This is a genomic window from Corynebacterium sp., assembly GCF_030538285.1.
Classification (GTDB): domain Bacteria; phylum Actinomycetota; class Actinomycetes; order Mycobacteriales; family Mycobacteriaceae; genus Corynebacterium.
The window spans coordinates 73,508-93,989 of the sequence record NZ_JAUNUG010000002.1; the positions used below are offsets into that span (position 1 = coordinate 73,508).

Genomic DNA, 20,482 nt, shown 5'->3' on the forward strand with positions numbered 1-20,482 from the left:
GATCAGGCGCTCTTCGACTTCTTGGCAGACTTCTTCCCGCCACGCTTTTTGTCCAACGATGTCTTCAGCGCCTCCATGAGGTCGACCACGTCAGCATCGTCGGAGTCATCGTCCTCCGGTTGTTCACCGAAGGTGGCCTCCGTGTCGAGGGTGTCGCCGGCTTTGAGTTTGGCGTCGATAAGCTTGCGCAGCTCGACCTGGTACTCGTCCTCGAACTTCTCCGGTGTGAAGTCGGAGGCGTACTGCTCGACGAGCGCGGCGGAAAGCTCCAGTTCCTTGTCGGAGATCTTCGCCCGTGATTTCGTGCCCTTGAAATCGACCTCGCGGACCTCATCGGCCCACAAAAGACCCTGCAGGACGAGCACCTTGCCGCGCACCCGCAGGGCGCCCAGGCGGGTCTTCTGGCGCAGGGCGAATGTGACGATCGCGGTGCGGTCCGTCGCCTCGAGCGTCTGCCGCAGCAGCAGGTAGGACTTCGGGGTCTTGCCCTCCGGCTCCAGGTAGTAGCTGCGCTCGAGCATGATCGGGTCCACCTGCTCGGAGGGGACGAACTGGACGACCTCGATTTCGTTGTTCTCCGCCTCAGGGAGCAGATCGAAGTCCTCGTCCGTCATGATGACGGTGTCGCCGTCCTCCTCATAGGCCTTGTCGATGTTCTTGTACTCGACCTTTTCGCCACAGACCTCGCAGCGGCGCTCATAGCGGATCCGGCCACCGTCCTTGTCGTGGACTTGGTGGAAGGAGATGTCATGGTCCTCCACCGCCCCGTAGGCCTTGACGGGGACGTTGACGAGTCCGAACGTGATGGCTCCGGTCCATACTGCGCGCATAACATGAAGCTTATACACGTCAGGAGGAGTCATGGCGGGCAGCAGAAAGCAGTTCCAGGTCGCCGGGCGCATGCTTTCGGTGAGCAACCTGGACAAGGTGCTCTACCCGGAGACGGGCACAACCAAAGCCGATGTCATGCACTACTACCTGGCCGTGGCCGAGGTCATCCTCCCGCAGATGTCCCGCCGCCCGGTCACCCGGAAGCGCTGGGTCGATGGTGTGTCAGCCGGGGAGCCCTTCTTCACCAAGAACCTCGAGGACTCCGCCCCCGACTGGATCCCCACGGGGAAGATCGCCCATAGAACCACGACCAACTACTACCCGTTGGCCGAGGACGAGGCCGTTCTCGCCTGGTTCGCGCAGGTCGCGGCATTGGAACTGCACACCCCCCAGTGGCGTTTCGGTCTCAACGGCCAGCCCCGCAACCCCGACCGTCTGGTCCTCGACCTCGACCCGGGCCCCGGTGTCGGCCTGCCCGAGTGCGCGGAGGTAGCGCGGTGGTGCCGCGAGATCCTCGACGACATGGGCATGCCCGCCTACCCCGTGACCTCCGGCTCGAAGGGCATCCACCTTTACGCCGCGCTCGACGGGAGCCACAACTCTAAGACCATCTCCCAGGTCGCCCGCGAACTTGCGCGGGCACTGGAGGCCGACCACCCGAAGGAAGTCGTCTCCACGATGAAGAAGTCCGCGCGGACCGGGAAAGTCTTTATCGACTGGTCGCAGAACAACTCCTCCAAGACCACTGTGAGTCCCTACTCGCTGCGTGGTCGCTCTCGCCCGACCGTCGCCGCGCCGCGGACCTGGGAGGAACTGGAGGATCCGCATCTGCGGCAGCTCGAGTATGAGGAGGTCTTAGAACGCGTGGCCGCGGGCCTCGATCCGCTCGAGCCGCTGCGCGCACAGGCCCCCGACCGCCTGGAGACCTATCGGTCCATGCGTGATCCCTCGAAGACGGCGGAGCCGGTGCCTGCGGGGCGGTCGCAGATAAGCAATGAACAGCCGATCTTCGTCATCCAGGAACACCATGCCCGCCGCCTGCACTGGGATTTTCGCCTCGAGCACGACGGCGTGCTCGTCTCCTGGGCGGTACCGAAAGGCCCGCCGCTCGACCCCGAACTCAACCGCCTCGCCGTGCAAACCGAGGACCATCCGCTTGAGTACGCCGCTTTCGAGGGGACCATCGCGAAGGGTGAGTACGGCGCTGGCGAGGTCACCATCTGGGATTCCGGTATCTGCGAGATCGAGAAATGGCGCGAGGGCAAGGAGGTCATCGCCGTGCTTCACGGCCAGCCTGAGGGTGGCCTCGGTGGCGTGGCCCGCCGCTTCGCGCTCGTCCACGCGCCGGGCATGGGGGAGGAGAAGCACTGGCTGCTGAAATTCATGAAGGATCAGCCCACAGATGCTTCTCGACGCCCCCTTATCCCCACCTCTTTCACCGTCGCCGATCTACCGTCGCCCATGCTGGCCACCCCGGGCACCCCGGCAGACGTGCGCCTCGGCGTGCAGGACGGGGAGACATGGGACTACGAGATGAAGTGGGACGGCTACCGCATCATCGCCGGCGTAGCTCAGGGGCAGGTGGTGTTGGCCAGCCGCAACGGCCACGACTACACCGACCTGTTCCCGCAGGCTGCGGAACTGGTGGAGCTGCTGCCGGGCGGCGGGATCCTCGACGGGGAGCTGGTGGCGCTCGATGACCGTGGCCGACCTGATTTCGGGCTCCTGCAGGCAGCCGCCAAAGGGGACGCCGAGGACGTGACGCTGCGCTACATGGTCTTCGACATCCTGCAGCGAGGCGCCCCGGGATCGGCGGAGGCGAGTCCGCAGCTGCGGACTCCGTACCGGCAGCGCCGGGAGTTACTGCGCCAGGTCCTCGCCGAGGGGGAGCATGTCACCGTCCCTCCCGCTCACACGGGCAGCCTCGCGCAGGCGGAGAAGGTGAGCCGCGAGCTGGCCCTCGAGGGTGTGGTGGCCAAACGTGCGGACTCCACCTACCTGCCCGGCAAACGGGGTAAGGCATGGCTGAAGCTCAAGACCCAGCTGCACCAGGAAGTGGTGGTCATCGGAGCGCGGCACGGCAAGGGGGGTCGGGCCGGTGGAATCGGATCCCTGCTGCTGGCGGTGCCGGAGGAAGGCGAGCTGCGCTACGCCGGTCGCGTGGGCACCGGGTTCACGGCGGCGCAACTGAAGGACATCGAGACGCTCCTGCGCCGGATTGAACGCAAGACCCCACCCGTGGACGATGTACCGGAGACTGACCAGTCGGATGCCTGGTGGGTGACCCCCAAGCTGGTCGGCGAGGTGTCGCTGGCTGGCCGCACCCGGGAGGGGCGCGTGCGGCAGGCTGTGTGGCGCGGATGGCGCGAGGACAAGGACGCGGTCGAGGTGCGCTGGGAGGTGTAGGTGTTCTGCCCCGGCCTAGGCTGGAGGCATGACGGTGCTCTTTCTGCACGGCGGCGGCGGGTGGGATGATGACCAGCCGATCGTCGACGCACTCCGTGCCCAATACCAGGTCCACACGCCGGTGCTCGACGCCGCGGACTTGTCCTATACCCGGTGGTCCGCGCAGATCACCGACGCACTGAGCCCCGGCACCCCACTCGTCGTCGGCCATTCCCTCGGCGGGTCGGTGGCGCTGAAGATGGCCACGCAGGGGCGCCTGCCGGTCCACCGACTGGTTCTCCTCGCCGCCCCGGAGTGGGGACCTCGGGGTTGGGACGTCGCTGACTATGCCCTTGCCGACACCGCCAGGCTCCCCGCCAACCTGCAGCTGGAGCTGCACCACTGCGCCGACGACGACGTCGTGCCGCCCGCGCACCTGGAGCTGTTGGCCGCCCGTTTCCCCGAATCACGTGCGAGACTGTGGCCCGACGGGGGCCACCAGTTCACCGGGCGTGACGTCGTGGGGAGCTTGCCGTGAAAAAGGTCGTGCTCACGCGGGCGCCCCGTGCCGAAATCGCAGTTCCAGGGCCACACTCGGGGCATGCAGCAGGCAGCTGAACCACGGGGCCGGCGCAGTGCGGTGGTGGATCTGCGCCATGGACACCTCGTACCCGCGACGAGGGCCGCACCGCTGTCACCTGGTGGGTGAAGGGGACGTCGATAAGCGGTATGCGGTGCGGACCTACGGCAGCGGCCCGACCGTGAGCTCGGTGCCCGCGAAGTCCTGCTCCGGGGTCTGCGCGGTGAGCGGGACCTCGGTGGTGTTGATGACGGACTCGTCGCCAACCTGCGGCACGGTCTGCGGGGCCATGCGACCCTGCGGAGCCGGGGCACCAATGCCGTAGAACTTGTCCAGCCCCGTGACGTTGAACTGGGTCGACATGTAGCGGCGGTTGTTCGACGTGTTCCACTGGGAGACCACCAGATCCATGTTGCCGATCGTCGAGCCCGGCACGATGTACGCGCCGTAGACCTGGGCAAAGTTGTCGGCGTCCTGCGCATCCCGCCAGTTGCCGCCCTTGATGACGGTGGCTGGTTTAACCGCATTCCAGTTATCGGTGATGTTCTTCGTGATGCGCACCTCCACCGAGTAGGTGGCGGCGTTGAACATCGCCAGCACCCAGTGGCCGTCGATGTAGCGCAGGGTCATCTCACCGGCGGAGACGTTCTGCGCCAGGATCGGGGTGCGGGCGAAATTCGTCGACCAGGTGCCCGTGCGGGTGTCGTAGTGCTCCCAGGTGTTACGGTCGCCGATCTGGGCTGGCAGGAAGCGGGAGAGGAAGACGTTATCCTGGCGCTTGAACTGCGAGGACATGACGTAGACGTATCCATCGGGGCCCTGCTCCCAGGTGATGAGGTTGCCCAGCCCGTTCATGTGGGAAGCCGGGGTGGTGCCCACGGACTGCCACGTGGCGCCGTTGTCTTCCGACTTCCAGATCTGGGTGCGCAGGACATTGCCGATTCCCCGGTTCCACATGCCCTGCATGTAGAGGGTGCCGCCGATGTTGATGGCGTCCGAAGGGATGACGGTGATGCCGTCGGTGTGGGAGTAGTTAATGAGCTGCTGGGCAATGTCGCCGTTGTTGAGTGGACGCAGGATCTCGATGCGGCCGTCGGCGTTTTTCACCGCGACGACACCCACCGGGCTCATCCACTCGCCCTGCCCGAAGGCGGGGCCGCGCCAGGAATCGCCGAAGATGATGGCGAACTCCTCACCCACGCCGATCTGGGTCATGATGCCCAGATCACCGATGAGCAGGCCGATGTCATCGGAGATCCCGACCCCGAGGAGGTCGCCGATGACGGAGACCACCAGGGGGCCTTCCACGCGGTCATCGCCGAATTCCACATCGTTCGGCTGCGGGCGAGGCTTACCGGAGGTGGAGCTGCCGGAGCTCTGCGCCCATGCGGGGCTCAGTACCCCGCCGCCGACGCTGAGGGTGAGGGACAGGGCGAGGATGGTGGCCGTTTTCTTCACGTGTAGGCACAATACCAGCAGGTGGGCGCGACGGCGGATGACAAGCATCACACGACGTAGGGTGGGGCTATGCGTCGAATTCTCGCCCTTTCCCTGGCCGCCGCCCTGCTCACCGGATGCACCAGCGCCCCGCAGGAGGTGACCCCACCGCAGGAGGGGGCGACCGTCGCACCCGCCACCCCCAGCGACTCCGGGGCGACCCGTGAATTCATCGTCGACGAGCACGGCACCTTCAACACCGGTTGGGCCATGGCTTTTCTGCCGGGAACCGACCATCTCCTGATCAGCGAGCGTCGCGGCGCGCTGCAGCTGCGCAACCAGAACACCGGCCAGGTCACCGAGGTCACCGGAGTGCCGGAGGTGCATGCCGAAGGGCAGGCCGGCATGCACGATGTCATCCCCGGCCCCACCTTCGAGGAGGACGGGATGATCTACCTCAGCTGGGTGCGACCGCACATAAACGGCGCGCAGGGTGTGGTGGGACGTGCGTACCTGGACATGGAGGGGGCGTCGATAAGCACGGTGGAAGAGATATGGGAACAGACCCCGGCTGCCGGCAACGGACACCTCTCCCTGCGTTTGCTTATCGACGCCACCCACCTCTACGTCACCTCCGGTGACCGCATGGAGATGACGCCTGCGCAGGAGCACGACACCAACCTCGGCTCCGTCCTGCGGCTCACCCACGAGGGGCAGCCCGCGCCGGACAATCCCTGGGGCACGGAACAGTGGACGATGGGGCACCGCAACGCACTTGGCATTGACACGGATGCGCAGGGCCGGATCTGGGTCTCCGAGATGGGCCCGCAAGGTGGCGACGAGCTTAACCTACTGGTGGAGGGCGACAACTACGGCTGGCCCGAGGTGTCCATGGGTGTCCACTACAACGACGATCCCATCCCGGACCACACCGACGGCGACGGCTTCCACGGCCCGGCCGCGTGGTGGGTGCCGTCGATCTCGCCGGGCAACCTACTCATCTACTCAGGGGAGCTTTTCGAAGGCTGGGCCGATTCCGCCCTCCTCGGCGGACTGTCCGGTCAGAAGATCGTCCGCGTGGAGCTCGGCGAACCTGCCACCGTGGTCGATGAGTGGGAGATGGGTGCCCGCATCCGGGCGCTCGCCGAGGCTCCCGACGGCGCGATCTGGGTGCTCGAGGACGGGCCGGAGGGACGTCTGTTGGAGCTGCGCCCGGCCTGACCCGCCCCTACAGCCCCTTGACGTTGAGCACCTGTCGCAGCGTGTGGCGGATGCGTACCAGCGGAGCGGCGTCCTCCATGACCACGTCGATGGGTTTGTACGCGGCCGGGATCTCATCCACCCACTGTTTGCCGGGGCGGTAGACAATGTCGCCCATGGCCTTTTCCAGGTCGGCGGCGGTGTACCTCTTCTTCGCTTGGGTGCGGCTGAGTGCTCGACCGGCGCCGTGCGGGGCGGAACGCAGGGCCTCGTCGTTGCCGAGGCCTTCGACGACGTAGGACTGCGCGCCCATGGATCCGGGGATGAGCCCGGGGCGGCCGTCGGAGGCGTCGATGGCACCCTTGCGGGTGAGCCACACGTGGACGCCGTCGATGACGGCGGGTTCGGTGTAGTTGTGGTGAGAGTTGATGCGTTCGACCTCGCCGACGTCGCTATCGCCTAAGAAGTCGGCCAGGGCCCAGGCGAAGCGGTCCATCATGTCCTCTCGGTTGAGCAGGGCGAAGTGCTGGGCCCAGCGCAGCTCGCGCAGGTAGCGGTCGAACTCGGGGGTGCCTTCGCGCAGGTAGGCGTGGTCGGGGTGGTCGAGAATGACCCCTTCCCGGCGGCACTGCTCCTGGGCGGCGCGGATGTGGACGCGGGCGATCTTGTTGCCCACGCCGCGGGATCCGGAGTGGAGGAACATCCACACGTTGTCGTCCTCGTCGAGGCACAGTTCGATGAAGTGGTTGCCGCCGCCGAGGGTGCCTAGCTGGACTTTCCAGTGCGGGGAGTGGGAGAGGTCGACGTCGTCACGCTTCGCCAGGTCGGTGAGTTCCTGCAGCCGCGGGGCGGTGAAAGTGAAGCGGTCGGTGCGTTTGTTGTAGTTGCCGGGGGAGAGCGGGATGACGTGTTCCAGGGTGTCGCGCAGCTGGGTGAGCTCGTGTCCCTGCAGGTCGGCGGCGGTGTAGCGGGTGCGGGCGGCGATCATGCCGCAGCCGATATCCACGCCGACGGCTGCCGGGATGACCACTCCGACAGTGGGGATGACGGTGCCCACCGCGGAACCGAGTCCCGCGTGGGCATCGGGCATCAGCGCGATATGCGGGTGGATGAACGGCAGCTGCCCGAGGGAGCGGGCCTGGTCGGCGGTGGTGTCGTCGAGAAGCGATGCCCACGACTTCACGGAATCGGAGAGGGACTGCATGGTGTCCTTTGTACTTCAGCTGACGGCGAAACCGGAGCGCGGGTCCGGATGGTCCGGCGGGGTGCCGTCGACCTCGATGGGCCATTCGATCTCCAGCTCGAGCTCGCATTTGAGCACGCGCTTGCCGGTGTCCTGGGCCTCCATCTCGACGCTGAACGTCTGCGGCAGGTCCATGTCCACCTGGCCGGCGCCTTCGCCGAGGGGGAGATGGCCCTCGCGGATGCGTCCGGCCAGGCCTTCGAGCAGGTCAGCCAGCTCATCGCGGGTGAATTTCGCCTAGCTCCTTAGGCTCATGATCGCACGCTTTAATCAGGGGATAAAGGGTCAGCTGTGGGGCAGTTCCGTCCACGTGATCACCACGTCGGCATCGGCTGCCTCGAGGATGCCGCGCAACTCCTCGGCATAGTGGGCGATCGAGTCGAAGGCATCCTGCCCGCGCGAGATGATCCGTGCCGTGGCGTGCTCGTCGTTGAGGCGTACCGGGGCGGGGAAGCGGCAGCCGCCAGCGTAGGCGAGCTCACCCTCCTTCGGCATGTCCTTCCACCAACCGCTCAAGGCCGCCCACATCTTCTCGCCGTGGTCATAGGAATCGGCATCCACCTGCAAGGTGACGGTTGATTCCTCCGTCCACTGGGTGGGGCCGAGGCGGTGCCAGTCATAGTTCAATTCGTAGTTCTTAGCCATGGCCCCAGCTTAAAGTACCAGCTCACACCCTGTCCTTCCCGGGGCAACCTTCCTGGCCAATTGCCAGCTATTCCCCAGACTGTTCCGGCTTCCGGCGGGTGGATTTCAGGTCCGAGCGTCGCCGTTTGGCTGCTAATCGGCGCCGCATCGACCCCTTTGTCGGCTTCGTCCTGCGCCGGGGTGGCGGGGGAGGGGCGAGCGCCTCCCGCAGGAGTGTTGCTAATCGACGCCGCGCCTGCGCCCGGTTGCGCAATTGCGAACGGTGTTCCGAGGCTTGAACCTGAAGGACGGTGCCGTCGAGGCGGTGGGCGAGGTGGTGCAGCGCGCGGCGGCGCAGGCGTTCGTCGAGGGCGGAGGTGGTGGCTAGGTCAAGAGATAGCTGGACCTTCGAGTCGGTGGTGTTGACGCCCTGCCCGCCGGGACCGGAGGAGCGGGCGAACTGTTCGCGGAGGTCGGCGGCGGGAATGCTGAGTCCGTCGGGGATACCGGGGCCGGGGTCTAGCACTAGCGGGTCCATAAATCAGAGTATAGGGTGGTGACATGACAACAAACGTGCTTCGCTCCCTCGACTGGTCCGATTTCCGCCGCGTGCTCATCGTCGTCGCCCACCCCGACGACGCTGAATACGGGCTCTCCGCCGCCGTCTCCATGTGGACTGAGGCCGGAGTGGAGGTCGGCTACCTCCTGCTCACCCACGGTGAAGCCGGAATCCGGCACCTGGAACCGGCAGAGGTGGCCCCCCTGCGCGCCGAAGAACAACGCGCCGCCTGCGCCGCCGTCGGAGTCAGCGACCTCACCCTCCTGGAGCACCCGGATGGCCAGCTCATGGATTCCATGGAACTGCGCCGCGACATTGCCCAGCACATCCGGCAGTTTCAGCCCGATACCGTCATCACCGCCAACTTCGAACTCGAGGCCTACGGCTCCTTCAACCAGGCCGATCATCGCGTGGCGGGGCTCATGACCGTCGATGCCGTCCGCGACGCCGATAACCCCTGGGTCCACCGCGACCTGGATCTGCCGGCCCATAAAACCAAGCGCCTGCTGGTGGCCAACGCGGGCGATCCGACTCACCGCGTCCTCGTCGATGAGAAGGCCGAGCAGCGTGGCATCGAGTCCCTGGCCTGCCACAAGGTCTACTTCGAGGCCCTGCCGGATCACCCGAAGCCGGAGGATTTCATTCCCATGATGCTCGAGCAGCCCGATGGGGAGCGTGCAGTGAGCTTCCGCGTCTTCGATCCGATTTAGGGAGCGGAGGCCGCTCCACCAAAGGCATGAATCGCTCGAACTTCCCGGCCTCAGCGATTGTCAATCGGCACCAGCCTCTGGGAGGTGCGGTCGTAGACGACCTCGACGATATCGCCCGTCATGATCATGTCGACGGCCTGGTTGATCACCCGCAGCGGGGCGATGAACCACTCAGAGGGGTTGTAGGTGCGCCCCCCGGGTCCGACCTGGGAGACCTGCAGTCGGGAGGCGGCGAACACACGGTGCAGCAGATGTTCCAGCGCGGAGGGTCGGAGATTGTAGGCCCGGTAGTCGGCGATGACCTCGACCGGGGCCATGAGATATGTCGGTTCCTTAGCGGCGTCGGCCACCCGCTGGTCCACGGAGGTGGTGGAGAAACCGATCTTGTACAGGTCGTCCAGTGCCGCGATCTGCGGGTCCTCGCTGAGGGAGCGCAGCACGTAGATGTGGCCGGTCTCCTGGTCGGCGTCACCGATCTCGGAGGCGTCGAATCCGGTGCGTACCACCGCGCGGCCGTTCTGCTCGTAGAGCCGGATGGAGAAGGACTGCCGGTACATGGAGGACTCGGTGCCGTTTTCGAACACGACACGCAGCCGTTCCTTCGGGCGCTCGCGGTCACCGTTGGGCTTGAACTCGGTTTCCCCGACTTCAGCGACAAACGCCATGACACCACCGAGCACGAAGAAGGTGCCCACTTTGATGGTGGAGAGGCCACGGAAAGGAATGAGCTGCCAGGTTCCCTCCTGCAGTTCGGCGTGCTTGGCGGCGAAGAGAGGTCTAAAGACCTCGAAGTCCTCGGCCTTCGTCCGTTTGGCCACCTCGTCGGCGGAGCGCGGCTGCGCCGGTTGCTCGGGTAGCCCGGACAGGTCGAAGATGTCCGCGTCGCTGTCGAGCAGATCCAGGTCATCCTCGGCCAGAAGATCATCCAGGGAGTCGATCTCGGGGGCATCCAGCAGGCCAAACTCATCGAATGCGCGCACCTGCTGGGCCCGTTCCGGAGTGGCCCGGAAGCCGTCGAGCCGGGCGCCGAGTTTCCGTTCGGCGATGTCGCGGGTCGACGACGAGGGTTCGCGCCCGTGCGCGCGATAAAACTCCACGATCTCCAGGAAGCCCTTCTCCAGGCGGCTGTCCGCCGTCACCGGCGGGGGCTTGATGGGGGTGTCCAGCAGGCCGTCGGTGTCCGCGGCAAAGAGGTCCGCCAACACCTGCGGGTCGATCTCCTTATTCATCGGTGTTCTTCTCCTGTGACTGTGCGTGTTCGCGCTTGAGTCGTTGCAGCACGAGCACCGCTTCCGCGTACAGCCGCTCCGTGGGGTCCTCACTCCTGCGGTCGGGGCGCTTCCCGTTCACCTTCACCCAGTTCTGAACGGTGGGGAAAAGCTCCATCGCCTCCTGAGGGCTCATGTCGATGCGGCTGGCGGCGATCGAGTCGGAGATCAACCGCAGCACCGACGGGGTCACGGACTTGGACATGACCTCGAAGGCGCGTTGGAAGGGGTTGACTGCATCGATGAGATTGATGTGCAGCTTCTCGATGTCCACGAAGGAATTGGCGAGTTTGATGAAGCGCTTGTCTCCGACCTCCCGTACCTCGCCGGTCTTGATCACGGAGTCGACGACCACGCGCTGGCGTACCTCCTCCAGCTCTGCATCGGTCAGATCGGGATAGCGCTCCCGGATGATCTTCGGGATGAGGATCTTGTTGGTGGTCTCCGGGTCGACACCGCCGGCGGCGGCACGTGCGAAGGTGTCATCCTGGAGGATGGTCGCCTTGAGGTCATTGAGATCGGAATCGACGATCTGCCTCACCCGGTCGGTGGACGGCTCCCGGAACCCGTCGACCTTGATTTGACCGGGTTTGGCGTGGTCATCATTGCCGTGCTTCGTCTTGAAGTCGAAGTTCTGCGCCAGCACCTGCTCCATCAGCAAGGAGGCGGTGATGGCCTTGAGCATGTTGTTGACGGACACGGTCACCTCGTCCTGCGTGGCGTCCGGCTCAGCGATGAGGTTGGTGAACTGGGCGTGTTCCTTGCCTTCGACGTCACGGGTGACACGTCCGATGATCTGGATGATCTCCGTGAGCGAGGCGCGGTAGCCGACGGTCAGGGCGTGCTCGGCATACGGCCAGTCGAAGCCCTCCTTGGCCATGCCGAGGGCGATGATGATGTCGATGCCGTCGCGGTCCTTCGCCGCCACCTCGGTGAGGTAGATCAGGGTGGCTGCGCGCGCCTTCTGATCGGTGTCGTCGACGAGGTCGGCGACCTGGAGGATCTCTCCGGTGTCGCGTCGGCGCACGCTGATGATCCCGGTGTCTTCGTCAACGCCGTCGACCTCGCCGATGACGTCGAGGATGTATCCGACCTCCTCCAGTTTGTCCTTGGTGGATTCGCCGGAGTTCACGCTCGGGATGTGGAGGATGGTCTTTTTATCCAGGTCCAGCACCTCATCGATCGCGTCGGTGTAGCGCCCCTGGTAGAAGTGGTGGCCGATGCCGAGCGACTGCAGGTGGCGGTAGCCGTTGAGCTGGTCGTAATAGTTGAAGGTGACGGGGGTGAACTTCGCCTCGTCCTCGGGGGAGAGCACCGGCACGGTGTCGCCGCGGAAATAGGAGCCCGTCATAGCGACAACGTGGGCGTCGGAGCCCGCCATGACGCTGCGCAGCAGAGAGCCGAGGCGGCTGGAGTCGAGGTCGGCGGAGACGTGGTGGAACTCGTCGATGGCCAACACCGTGCCATCGAAATCCTCCGGGGCGAGCTTCTCGAAAGCAAAGCGCAGGGTGGCGTGGGTGCACACGAGGATCGGATCACTGCCCTGCAGGAAGCGCACGAAGGAATCGACCTTGCTTTCCGACGACCCCGGGATACACAGGTTGTTGCGCTCCTCCACCGCCCAGTTGGCGAAGAAACCGTGGGTGACCAGGTCGGTGTCGCCGAAGGAGGCGCCGATCGAGCGTTCCGGTACCGCGACGATGACCTTTGTGCGCCCCTGGTTGTAGAGCTTGTCCAGACCGACGAACATCAGCGCGCGGGACTTGCCCGAGGCCGGCGGTGCCTTGATCAGCAGGTAGGGGGAATCACGATGCTCAAAGACGCGGCGCTGCATCTCCCGCATGCCCATGGCGTCGGTGTTGACCGAGGTGCCCGCCTGGGCGTAGGTCACGTTGACGATATTACTGACGGGTTTGCTGTGTTTGCCCATGATTCCTCTTACTTCTTCTCCGCGGCGATGGCGTCTTCATACATAGCAAACAGGGTGGACAGACGGGCTTCATCAGTCTCGAACGCTCGTGTGGAATACAGCTTGTCGACGGCCGCATCCACCTCCGCATGCGCCTGCCGGAGATTCGCGGGCATCTTATCCGGGTCGTACAGCTGCGCCAGCGTGAACTCGCAGTGATACTCCCGCACATCGAGAACCCGCAGGGCCAGCTCCGTGAGTTCCTCCTTGGAATGTGTGCTCAAGGGCGGAACCGGGAAGTTGTTGTAGACAATGGTGTTGGAGTAGCGGAAATCCGTCTTCATCTTCCCGCCGACGGCTCTCACCCACACCATGTGCATGCGTGAGGTGAGCAGTGCGAAAAGCCAGGGTTCGGCGTCATAGACGGCGAAGGCGAGGTTCGAGATGACCGTATCGGGTCCGAGATAGCCGATCGGGATGTAGTCCCGGCGCTCGGAGGACACGCTCGGCACGATGATGGAGTTCGTGGGTTTGTAGGCAATGTGCCCAAAAGAATATGGGATGGCAGCCAGCTTTTGTGTAGCGGGTCGCTTACTGGAGATCCTGTGTTCCCGTACCTTTTCTATCCGTTCGAGAATCGGCGGTATAGAGGATAGCTTCAAAAAGCTCTTTGCGTCTAACCATAGGGCCCAGCGCTCCCTGCCGCTAATCAGCTCACTGGCTCCAATGAAGCGCTTTAGGAATTCTGGGCACTGAGGATATTGCTTAATGAGGTCATTCGATTCCTCGGTAGTAAGTAGAAGATTTCCTCCGTCGTTCGGCATGCTGCCGAACACCATTGAGGGAAGCACGTTACTTGTCGGCTTAGTTCTTCTTGCTACTGTCACAAATGGGCCGTCCGCCAGATACCCGTTGATATTCGATGCTCGGATCCGCAGGTCATCGGTGAAGATGTACTTCGGTTTGTCGCTCGACATGCGAAGTGAGACCACCACGACGGTGACGCCCGCGTTGTACTTGGCGTTGTTCTCCCATTTGAATGACGTGTAGGCGTAACCGATCTCGATGCCCATGTCGAAGATCATGGGGAACATCAATGCGACGTGTTCGCCCTGAACCACCGAATTCGTCGACACCAACGACAACTCGGCACGCGTATCCCTTATGTAGTCCGCGCCCTTTATGAACCACAGAGCGATGTAATCCAGGTTCTTCGAGAAGGGCCGTGCCCCGAAAACGAACTCGTAATCCTCCTTCTGTTCCTTAGTCTGCTTCTTAGATCCGCCGTACGGCGGGTTGCTGATCAGGTAGATCTCATCCGTGCCGTTGTTTGGGCACACCTGGTTCCAGTCCAGGCGGGCGGCGTTGCCGGCGACGATGTTGCCGGTCTCCTTCAGCGGGATGAGCGGGATGCTGATGCCGAACTTCTCGGCGAACTCCGCGTTCATCTGGTGCTTGGCGATCCACATCGACAGGATCGCCACTTCCACAGCAAAGTCATCGATCTCGATGCCGAAGAAGTTCTCGATGTTGATGCGCGAATCGGTGAACAGGGCGTCTTGGGTCTTGTTCAGGCTGGCCAACCGGTCGAGGATCGCGTGCTCCAGGCGGCGTAGTTCCTTGTAGGCGATGACTAGGAAGTTTCCCGAACCACACGCCGGATCGAAGATCGTGATCCCGGCGATACGGTCGTAGAGGCGGTTGAGTTGGGGGATGCTGTCGTAGGCGGCGTCGAAACGCTCCTTCAACTCGTCGAGGAACAGCGGCTCGATCGTCTTTAAGATGTTCGGCACCGAGGTGTAGTGCTGCCCCAGGTCCGAGCGCGTGCCCGGGGAAACGATCGCCTGGAACATGGAACCGAAGATGTCCGGGTTGATCTCCTGCCACATCAGGGTGCCCAGGTCGATGAGCAGCGTGCGCGCCTTCGCCGTGAAGTCGGGCACCACCATGGCGGCGTCCGCGCTGAACAACCGACCGTTGACGTACGGGAAGTCCCGCAGGTGTGTGGGCTTGTCCTGGGGAACAGGGGTGTCCAGCGCGGAGAAGAGGTCGGTGAGGAAATCCCGGGTGTCCGAACCATCGGGCAGGGTGTGGGAACCGACGGCGTTGGTGAACTGGTTCTCGGTGAACACGCCGGTGTCCTCGGCGAAGAAGCAGAACAGCAGGCGGGTGAAGAACACGTTGAGGCTGTGGCGGCCAGCCGGGGAGGTGATGAGGTCGGTGTTGGCGGTGAGCAGCTCGTCGAAAAGCTTGCCCATGCGCTCGGCGGCGCGCACATCCGCGTGAGCCTCGGCGACATACTGGGCCTTTTCCATACCCGCCCACGGCAGGAAGAACGTGAAGTGCGCGGCGATGTCCCGGATCGGGATGACCAGGTTCTCGCGTGTCTTCATGTCCAACGCCACCAGCTCCTCGAAGTCGGTGGCGATGACGAAGCGCGGGGTGTAGCGCACCACATGTGCGGCGGCGCGCAGCTCCTCGACGGCCTCCAGGGCCTGCCCCTGGGGCACCTCCCGGAAGTACACGACGTTCTTCTGGGCGACCTCCACGTCCGGCTCGGCAGCCACATTAAGGGAACCCGTGCGCAGGCGGGTGAGGGAGGACTTCGGCTTGCCGTAGGCGTCCAGGAGCTCGAAAATGAACTCCCGATCATAGGACTCGCGGTAGCCCAGGGGCTCGATTCGAGCCTCGACGGCCTTGAGACTCAGCTTCGCCATGGGCTTCCTCCACCTGATTGAACATCGCTACTGGCAATGAGTGTATCGGCGGTGGGGGACTTTCCGAGCTGCCGGGTCGAGGTGTGCCGCCTGTATCTTTCGTGGCGGGTCCACCACGTGTGGCCGCGCCCGCCGGCGTCGTACAGTCTAGGAACTGACCCCGTAGGCTTTCCGGATCGTCGATTCATCGTCCACGACGTCGAGGATGAAGCGGGCGAGATCGATGCGCGGGATCGACCCACCGAGGGTGCCGTGGTCGGTCACCTCGAGGGCCCGGACGTGACCGGTCGGCGGAGCCGTCCGCAGACCGGTGGGGCGCACGATGGTCCAGTCCAGGCCCGATTCCCGCACCGCTTCTTCCTGCTCGTTATGGTCCGCCAGCGGCTTCGCCAGCAACACCGTCATCAACTGCCGCAGGGGAACCGGCAGCTGGGAGGCGGAATCCCCGGCGCCGAGCGAGGACTGCACGATCAGCCGACGCACCCCTGCCTCCTTCATCGCATCAATGACCGCGCGGGTGATCTGCGTGCGGGGGCGCGATGAGCCGCGGGAGGCGCCTACGGTGACCACGACGGCGTCGGCACCCGCGAAAGCCTCGCGGAGTACCTCCGGGTCGGTCGCGGAACCGGTGATCGCGCGGGTGCCCACGGGGGCGTTGCCGCTGCGCGAGACGACGTTGACCTGGTGTCCAGCTTGCCGGGCGGCGATGGCGACCTGCGCCCCGGTGCCCCGGGATCCTCCGATGACGGTGATGTTCATGCCCCTCACCCTAGCGACGGCGTAGGAGAGGTACGAAACGGAACCCGCCGTGCGAGGTCACCTGCACCTCACCGTCTGGGAGCTTCTCGACGCGCGACATCGCCCCCTTGACCGGAATGACCATGATCCCGCCGGGCGCCAGCTGCTCGACGAGGTCAGCGGGCAATTCGGTGGCCTCCGCGGACACCAGGATGCGGTCGAAGGGGGCAATATCCGGCAGCCCGAACACCCCGTCGGTGGCCTGTACGATCCGCACGTCCACTCCGGCAGCGTCGAGGTTGGCCTGTCCGAAGGCCACGAGTTCGGGGACGAGTTCGACGGCGGAGAGGCGGCCGCGGCCGTCGAGAAGCGCATGGAGCAGCGCCGTCGACCACCCTGAGCCGGCACCGACATCGAGGACGCGGTGACCGGGTCGGACGTCGAGAAGCTCAAGCATGAACGCCACCGTCCACGGCTGCGAGTTCGTCTGCCCGTGCCCGATGGCGATGGGGGCGTCAAACCCCGCCTGCCCGCGGGCGCGCTCAGGGAGAAAACCTGCCCGGTCCACACGCGCCATGACATGCCGAATTCTCTCCATACCCCGACCTTAGCGATCTTTGATCTACGTCAAGGAACTCCCCGCGCGGCGGCCCTAACGTCAAGGGTGTCAGAAAGTAAAGAGAGAGGACACCATCATGAAGAAGACCACGCTGCGCTCCGACGAGTTCTCCTGCCCGTCGTGCGTGACCAAGATCGAGACGAAGCTCAACGGCCTGGACGGGGTGGATACGGCCGAGGTGAAGTTCTCCTCGGGCCGCATCCTCGTCGACCATGACCCGGAGAAGGTCACCGTTCGCGAGCTGGTCGACGCCGTCGCCGCCGTCGGCTACACCGCCAAGCCCTCGGCCGTGTAAGTGCTGGCGGGTACAACCCCTCGTTTCCGGTGCCGGAAACGGGGGTTTTCCCATGCCGGCAACCACTTCCGCGTTCTTTGATCCGCGTCAAGGACTTCCCCCGCGGGCCTCCATAACGTCACAGGTGACAACACAAGAAAGGACAGGAACCATGAAAACCTGGGGAATCGTGGCAGTCTCCGGACTGCTCATCGTCGCGGCGCTGGTCACCGGCGTGGATCTGCTCATGATCGCCGCCGCCGTCGTCGCCGGCTGGCGCATCGCGATCTCGGCGGTGCAGGCGCTGCGGATCCGCGTCATCTCCATCGATCTGCTCGTCGTCGTGGCCGCGGTCGGCGCGCTGTTTATCAACAACTACTGGGAGTCGGCGGCCGTCACCTTCCTCTTCGCTCTCGGCAAGGCCCTGGAGAAGGCGACGCTCAACCGCACGCGCCGGGCGCTGAGCGAATTGGTCGAGGCCGCCCCCGAGACCGCCACCCTGCTGCGCGACGGGGAACCGGAGACCGTGGAGATCTGGGAACTGGAACCCGGTGATGTGGTGCTCGTGCGCAACGGGGAGCAAGTGCCGGTCGACGGGCGTGTCGTCGCCGGTCGCGGCGGAGTCGACGAGGCTACCATCACCGGTGAATCCGTTCCCGCCGAAAAGGCCGAGGGGTCCGAGGTCTTCGCCGGTACGTGGCTGCGCTCCGGTGTCCTGCGCGTCGAGGCAGTCGGGATCGGCTCCGATTCCACCCTGGCCAAGATCATCCACCGCGTGGAGGACGCCCAGGACGACAAGGCCCGCACGCAGACCTTCCTGGAGCGCTTCTCCGCCTGGTACACCCCCGGTGTCATGGTCGGTGCGTTGGTGGCCGGGCTGCTCACCCGCGACATCGAACTGGCGCTGACGCTGCTGGTCATCGGCTGCCCCGGCGCCCTGGTGATCTCCATCCCGGTGTCCATCGTCGCCGGTATCGGCCGCTCCGCGAAGGACGGCGTGCTCATCAAGGGCGGCGAGTACCTGGAGACCGCCGCGAAGGTGGACACGGTGGTCGTCGATAAGACGGGCACCTTGACCAACGGCCGCCCGGAGCTCACCGACGTCCGGGCCTTCGACGGCTGGTCCGAGGAGGAGGTGCTGGTGCTCGCCGCCCGCGCCGAGACCGCATCCGAGCATCCCCTCGCCGACGCGATCATCCGTGGAGCGGAGTCCCGGGGCCTGGAGGTCCCGCTTATCGACGCCGCCGAGCCCGTCACCGGTCACGGCATCCGGGCGCGTATCGACGGTCGTGACGTCACCGTCGGTACCGCGGCCCTGCTGCAGGTGCAACCTGATCCGGCCCCGGTGCTGGAACTCAACGAGTTGGGCCGCACCGCGATGTGGGTGGGTGTGGACGGTGCGGCCGTGGGCATCGTCGCCGTGGCAGACACCGTGCGCAGCGACGCCGCGGCGGCCGTCGATGAACTGCACCGACGCGGGATCCGGGTGGTCATGGCCACCGGTGACGCTGAGCGCGTGGCACACAATGTCGCTTCCCAGCTCGGTGTCGATGAGGTCCGGGCGGAACTCATGCCGGAGGACAAACTCGACATCGTCCGTGCACTGCAGGGTGCGGGGCGGGTGGTCGCCATGGTCGGCGACGGCGTCAACGACACTCCCGCCCTCGCGCAGGCAGATATCGGCGTGGCGATGGGCGCCGCCGGATCGCCGGCCGCCATCGAGACCGCCGACATCGCGCTCATGGCCGACCGCCTGCCCCGCCTGCCCTACGCCCTCGGCCTGGCCCGTCGCACTGTGCGGACCATGCGGATCAACATCGCCATCGCCCTGGTGACCGTGGCGGTGCTGCTCGCCGGCGTGCTGGTCGGCGGGGTGACCATGGCGATCGGCATGCTTGTCCATGAGGCCTCTGTGCTGCTGGTCATCGCCATCGCGATGCTGCTGCTGCGGCCGACGCTCAAGGATGATCACCCGGCGGTGCGGGTGGCACCGCGGGATGGGGTGCGGGTCTGATCCTGCAGGTCAGCGACCATGTCGGTCAGGCTCTCCCGCACCGGGCGCGGCCGGAACAACAGTTCCCGCCGCGCCCGCGTGCTGTCGAAACGGTTGCCGGAACCGAGCGTGTACAGGGAGTAGCGGGTGAACAGGGGAGGGCGTCCGAAAACCTTCCCGATCCACTCCGCCGGGATGGCACCGGCCCGGGCGATCCACGTCGGCAGGATCGTCGGGCGGCGCCGGCCGACCAACTCCGTGACAATCCTGCCGATCTGCCGGAGTGTGACGTAGTCACCGGTGGTGAGGTAGCAGCCGTCCCCGGTGCGGCAGGCCGTGACGATCGCCGCCGCGACGTCGCGCACGTCGACCATGTCGTAACCGCCGTCGACCACCACGCCGAGCTCACCGCTCATGAGCCGGCGTACGAGGTTGGTGAGGTTGGTCGACCCTGGATCTCCCGGCCCCAGCAGGCCGGAGGGGTGGATGATGACGCGCTTGAGATCGTCGGCCGCCAGCACCAGCGCGGCAGCCTCCGCCTTCGTCTTCGCATACCCGCCCACCACGGTGTCGGGGTCGAAGCTGTCCGCTTCGCGCATGACCACCCCGGTCGGGGCCTCGGTGAGTGCGTGGACGGAAGAGATGTAGACCAGACGGGCGCCCAGCCGGCGCGCGGCGTCGATGATGTTTGCCGTCCCGCCCACGTTGACGGCGTGCACCTCTGGGCGAACGATGTCGTCGATAGTGACCACCGCCGCGCAGTGGACGATGACGTCGCAGGGCCCGATCGCCTTCGCCACCTGCGCGGAGTCGCACACATCGCAGACCGTCGGGTCCGCCAACGCAGTCACCCGGTCGCCCCGGGCCCGTAGTTGATTGACGACATGGGTGCCGAGGAAACCCCCGGCCCCCGTGACCGTGACATGCAGTGGAGTGCCCATACCTCCACAGTACGCGTGCCGGGGAAAGTGTTCTCAGTGTCGGACGTCGACCTCCCCGTGGTGCAGGGGCAGGCCAGCCGCCTCCCAGGCCTCGAAGCCGCCGTCGATGTCAGTCGCCCGGTGCAGTCCCATCTGCCGCAGGTTCCAGGCCGCCAGGGAGGAGGAGTAGCCGTGCCGGCAGAAAAGGATGATGCGCTGATCGAAGCCCGTGGCTTCGGGGATGCGGTGGCTGAACCCGGGGTCGAGCCGCCAGGGCAGGACCGTGAGGTCCACGGCGATGGCGCCGGGCACGCCCGCAGCGCAGGCGCGGTGGGTGTCCGTCCGGACGTCGATAAGCAGGGCGCCGGAGCGCTGCTCGGCAAGGGCCTGTGCGGGGGAGAGCCGGTCGAGGCCGGCGCGGGCGTGCGCAAGCAGGGACATGGAGCCGGTGACAGGCAACCCAGGGGGATACATG

At 65.4% G+C, this 20,482-nt stretch carries 18 protein-coding genes and 1 pseudogene; 6 read left to right on the forward strand and 13 right to left on the reverse strand.

What is annotated here, in order from left to right; all coding sequences use genetic code 11:
• Positions 1-2: 2 nt before the first annotated feature.
• On the reverse strand, positions 3-830 hold the full coding sequence (locus tag Q4G50_RS01290; protein ID WP_303375824.1) for a Ku protein: 828 nt from the start codon (positions 828-830) through the stop codon (positions 3-5).
• Positions 831-861: 31 nt separating this feature from the next.
• Between Q4G50_RS01290 and Q4G50_RS01295 the strand changes: the two genes are divergently transcribed.
• Entirely contained in the window at positions 862-3,237 is a 2,376-nt protein-coding gene (locus Q4G50_RS01295) for an ATP-dependent DNA ligase (RefSeq protein ID WP_303375825.1), read from the forward strand.
• A 28-nt stretch (positions 3,238-3,265) separates the two neighbouring features.
• Positions 3,266-3,754, forward strand: coding sequence for an alpha/beta fold hydrolase (locus Q4G50_RS01300; protein ID WP_303375826.1), 489 nt, complete (start codon positions 3,266-3,268; stop codon positions 3,752-3,754).
• A gap of 204 nt (positions 3,755-3,958) precedes the next feature.
• On the opposite strand, the gene Q4G50_RS01305 is transcribed toward Q4G50_RS01300, so the two are convergent.
• Entirely contained in the window at positions 3,959-5,302 is a 1,344-nt protein-coding gene (locus Q4G50_RS01305; protein WP_303375887.1) for a DUF4185 domain-containing protein, read from the reverse strand.
• Between the two features lie 21 nt (positions 5,303-5,323).
• On the opposite strand from Q4G50_RS01305, the gene Q4G50_RS01310 reads away from it, so the two are divergent.
• Positions 5,324-6,454 carry a PQQ-dependent sugar dehydrogenase gene (locus tag Q4G50_RS01310; protein ID WP_303375827.1) on the forward strand — a complete coding sequence of 377 codons (1,131 nt, stop codon included), beginning with the start codon at positions 5,324-5,326 and terminating at the stop codon, positions 6,452-6,454.
• Between the two features lie 7 nt (positions 6,455-6,461).
• On the opposite strand, the gene Q4G50_RS01315 is transcribed toward Q4G50_RS01310, so the two are convergent.
• The 4 genes and pseudogenes from Q4G50_RS01315 to arfB form a co-directional block, all read right to left on the reverse strand.
• A complete protein-coding gene (locus Q4G50_RS01315) occupies positions 6,462-7,637 on the reverse strand; it encodes an RtcB family protein (protein WP_303375828.1) in 1,176 nt (391 codons plus the stop codon).
• A 15-nt stretch (positions 7,638-7,652) separates the two neighbouring features.
• Positions 7,653-7,898 (reverse strand): annotated as a pseudogene (locus tag Q4G50_RS01320) (amphi-Trp domain-containing protein); the annotation flags it as partial.
• A 63-nt stretch (positions 7,899-7,961) separates the two neighbouring features.
• Positions 7,962-8,321, reverse strand: a complete 360-nt coding sequence (locus Q4G50_RS01325; protein WP_303375829.1) for a hypothetical protein — start codon at positions 8,319-8,321, stop codon at positions 7,962-7,964.
• Between the two features lie 67 nt (positions 8,322-8,388).
• Positions 8,389-8,838, reverse strand: a complete 450-nt coding sequence (arfB, locus tag Q4G50_RS01330; RefSeq protein ID WP_303375830.1) for an alternative ribosome rescue aminoacyl-tRNA hydrolase ArfB — start codon at positions 8,836-8,838, stop codon at positions 8,389-8,391.
• A gap of 23 nt (positions 8,839-8,861) precedes the next feature.
• Between arfB and Q4G50_RS01335 the strand changes: the two genes are divergently transcribed.
• Entirely contained in the window at positions 8,862-9,569 is a 708-nt protein-coding gene (locus Q4G50_RS01335) for a PIG-L deacetylase family protein (protein WP_303375831.1), read from the forward strand.
• A gap of 50 nt (positions 9,570-9,619) precedes the next feature.
• On the opposite strand, the gene Q4G50_RS01340 is transcribed toward Q4G50_RS01335, so the two are convergent.
• The 5 genes from Q4G50_RS01340 to Q4G50_RS01360 all read right to left on the reverse strand — a co-directional run bounded on the left by Q4G50_RS01340 (position 9,620) and on the right by Q4G50_RS01360 (position 16,799).
• Complete coding sequence (locus tag Q4G50_RS01340) at positions 9,620-10,798, reverse strand: GIY-YIG nuclease family protein (protein WP_303375832.1); 1,179 nt, start codon at positions 10,796-10,798, stop codon at positions 9,620-9,622.
• Positions 10,791-12,767 carry a DEAD/DEAH box helicase gene (locus Q4G50_RS01345; RefSeq protein WP_303375833.1) on the reverse strand — a complete coding sequence of 659 codons (1,977 nt, stop codon included), beginning with the start codon at positions 12,765-12,767 and terminating at the stop codon, positions 10,791-10,793. Before Q4G50_RS01345 ends, Q4G50_RS01340 begins: the two co-directional genes overlap by 8 nt.
• 8 nt (positions 12,768-12,775) lie before the next feature.
• Positions 12,776-15,463: a DNA methyltransferase gene (locus tag Q4G50_RS01350; protein WP_303375834.1), complete on the reverse strand. Its 2,688-nt coding sequence runs from the start codon at positions 15,461-15,463 to the stop codon at positions 12,776-12,778.
• Positions 15,464-15,610: 147 nt separating this feature from the next.
• Positions 15,611-16,222: an NAD(P)-dependent oxidoreductase gene (locus Q4G50_RS01355; RefSeq protein WP_303375835.1), complete on the reverse strand. Its 612-nt coding sequence runs from the start codon at positions 16,220-16,222 to the stop codon at positions 15,611-15,613.
• A gap of 10 nt (positions 16,223-16,232) precedes the next feature.
• Entirely contained in the window at positions 16,233-16,799 is a 567-nt protein-coding gene (locus tag Q4G50_RS01360) for a protein-L-isoaspartate O-methyltransferase (protein WP_303375836.1), read from the reverse strand.
• A 97-nt stretch (positions 16,800-16,896) separates the two neighbouring features.
• Between Q4G50_RS01360 and Q4G50_RS01365 the strand changes: the two genes are divergently transcribed.
• Positions 16,897-17,115, forward strand: a complete 219-nt coding sequence (locus Q4G50_RS01365) for a heavy-metal-associated domain-containing protein (RefSeq protein WP_303375837.1) — start codon at positions 16,897-16,899, stop codon at positions 17,113-17,115.
• A 151-nt stretch (positions 17,116-17,266) separates the two neighbouring features.
• Positions 17,267-19,108, forward strand: a complete 1,842-nt coding sequence (locus Q4G50_RS01370; protein WP_303375838.1) for a cation-translocating P-type ATPase — start codon at positions 17,267-17,269, stop codon at positions 19,106-19,108.
• Here the strand turns inward: Q4G50_RS01370 and Q4G50_RS01375 are convergent.
• Together Q4G50_RS01375 and Q4G50_RS01380 are read right to left on the reverse strand one after the other, a co-directional pair.
• On the reverse strand, positions 19,063-20,028 hold the full coding sequence (locus Q4G50_RS01375) for an NAD-dependent epimerase/dehydratase family protein (RefSeq protein ID WP_303375839.1): 966 nt from the start codon (positions 20,026-20,028) through the stop codon (positions 19,063-19,065). The genes Q4G50_RS01370 and Q4G50_RS01375 overlap by 46 nt on opposite strands.
• A 33-nt stretch (positions 20,029-20,061) precedes the next feature.
• Positions 20,062-20,481 carry a rhodanese-like domain-containing protein gene (locus Q4G50_RS01380; protein ID WP_303375840.1) on the reverse strand — a complete coding sequence of 140 codons (420 nt, stop codon included), beginning with the start codon at positions 20,479-20,481 and terminating at the stop codon, positions 20,062-20,064.
• Between the last annotated feature and the right edge of the window lies 1 nt (position 20,482).

What these genes read in the sequence shown, in the direction of transcription:
- Q4G50_RS01345 (WP_303375833.1), bottom strand. Translation starts at nt 12,767, where the DNA reads ATGGGCAAACACAGCAAACCCGTCAGTAATATCGTCAACGTGACCTAC.
- Q4G50_RS01360 (WP_303375836.1), bottom strand. Translation starts at nt 16,799, where the DNA reads ATGGAGAGAATTCGGCATGTCATGGCGCGTGTGGACCGGGCAGGTTTT.
- Q4G50_RS01380 (WP_303375840.1), bottom strand. Translation starts at nt 20,481, where the DNA reads ATGTATCCCCCTGGGTTGCCTGTCACCGGCTCCATGTCCCTGCTTGCG.
- arfB (WP_303375830.1), bottom strand. Translation starts at nt 8,838, where the DNA reads ATGGACCCGCTAGTGCTAGACCCCGGCCCCGGTATCCCCGACGGACTC.
- Q4G50_RS01350 (WP_303375834.1), bottom strand. Translation starts at nt 15,463, where the DNA reads ATGGCGAAGCTGAGTCTCAAGGCCGTCGAGGCTCGAATCGAGCCCCTG.
- Q4G50_RS01335 (WP_303375831.1), top strand. Translation starts at nt 8,862, where the DNA reads ATGACAACAAACGTGCTTCGCTCCCTCGACTGGTCCGATTTCCGCCGC.
- Q4G50_RS01375 (WP_303375839.1), bottom strand. Translation starts at nt 20,028, where the DNA reads ATGGGCACTCCACTGCATGTCACGGTCACGGGGGCCGGGGGTTTCCTC.
- Q4G50_RS01315 (WP_303375828.1), bottom strand. Translation starts at nt 7,637, where the DNA reads ATGCAGTCCCTCTCCGATTCCGTGAAGTCGTGGGCATCGCTTCTCGAC.
- Q4G50_RS01305 (WP_303375887.1), bottom strand. Translation starts at nt 5,302, where the DNA reads ATGCTTGTCATCCGCCGTCGCGCCCACCTGCTGGTATTGTGCCTACAC.
- Q4G50_RS01340 (WP_303375832.1), bottom strand. Translation starts at nt 10,798, where the DNA reads ATGAATAAGGAGATCGACCCGCAGGTGTTGGCGGACCTCTTTGCCGCG.
- Q4G50_RS01365 (WP_303375837.1), top strand. Translation starts at nt 16,897, where the DNA reads ATGAAGAAGACCACGCTGCGCTCCGACGAGTTCTCCTGCCCGTCGTGC.
- Q4G50_RS01295 (WP_303375825.1), top strand. Translation starts at nt 862, where the DNA reads ATGGCGGGCAGCAGAAAGCAGTTCCAGGTCGCCGGGCGCATGCTTTCG.
- Q4G50_RS01370 (WP_303375838.1), top strand. Translation starts at nt 17,267, where the DNA reads ATGAAAACCTGGGGAATCGTGGCAGTCTCCGGACTGCTCATCGTCGCG.
- Q4G50_RS01355 (WP_303375835.1), bottom strand. Translation starts at nt 16,222, where the DNA reads ATGAACATCACCGTCATCGGAGGATCCCGGGGCACCGGGGCGCAGGTC.
- Q4G50_RS01300 (WP_303375826.1), top strand. Translation starts at nt 3,266, where the DNA reads ATGACGGTGCTCTTTCTGCACGGCGGCGGCGGGTGGGATGATGACCAG.
- Q4G50_RS01290 (WP_303375824.1), bottom strand. Translation starts at nt 830, where the DNA reads ATGCGCGCAGTATGGACCGGAGCCATCACGTTCGGACTCGTCAACGTC.
- Q4G50_RS01325 (WP_303375829.1), bottom strand. Translation starts at nt 8,321, where the DNA reads ATGGCTAAGAACTACGAATTGAACTATGACTGGCACCGCCTCGGCCCC.
- Q4G50_RS01310 (WP_303375827.1), top strand. Translation starts at nt 5,324, where the DNA reads ATGCGTCGAATTCTCGCCCTTTCCCTGGCCGCCGCCCTGCTCACCGGA.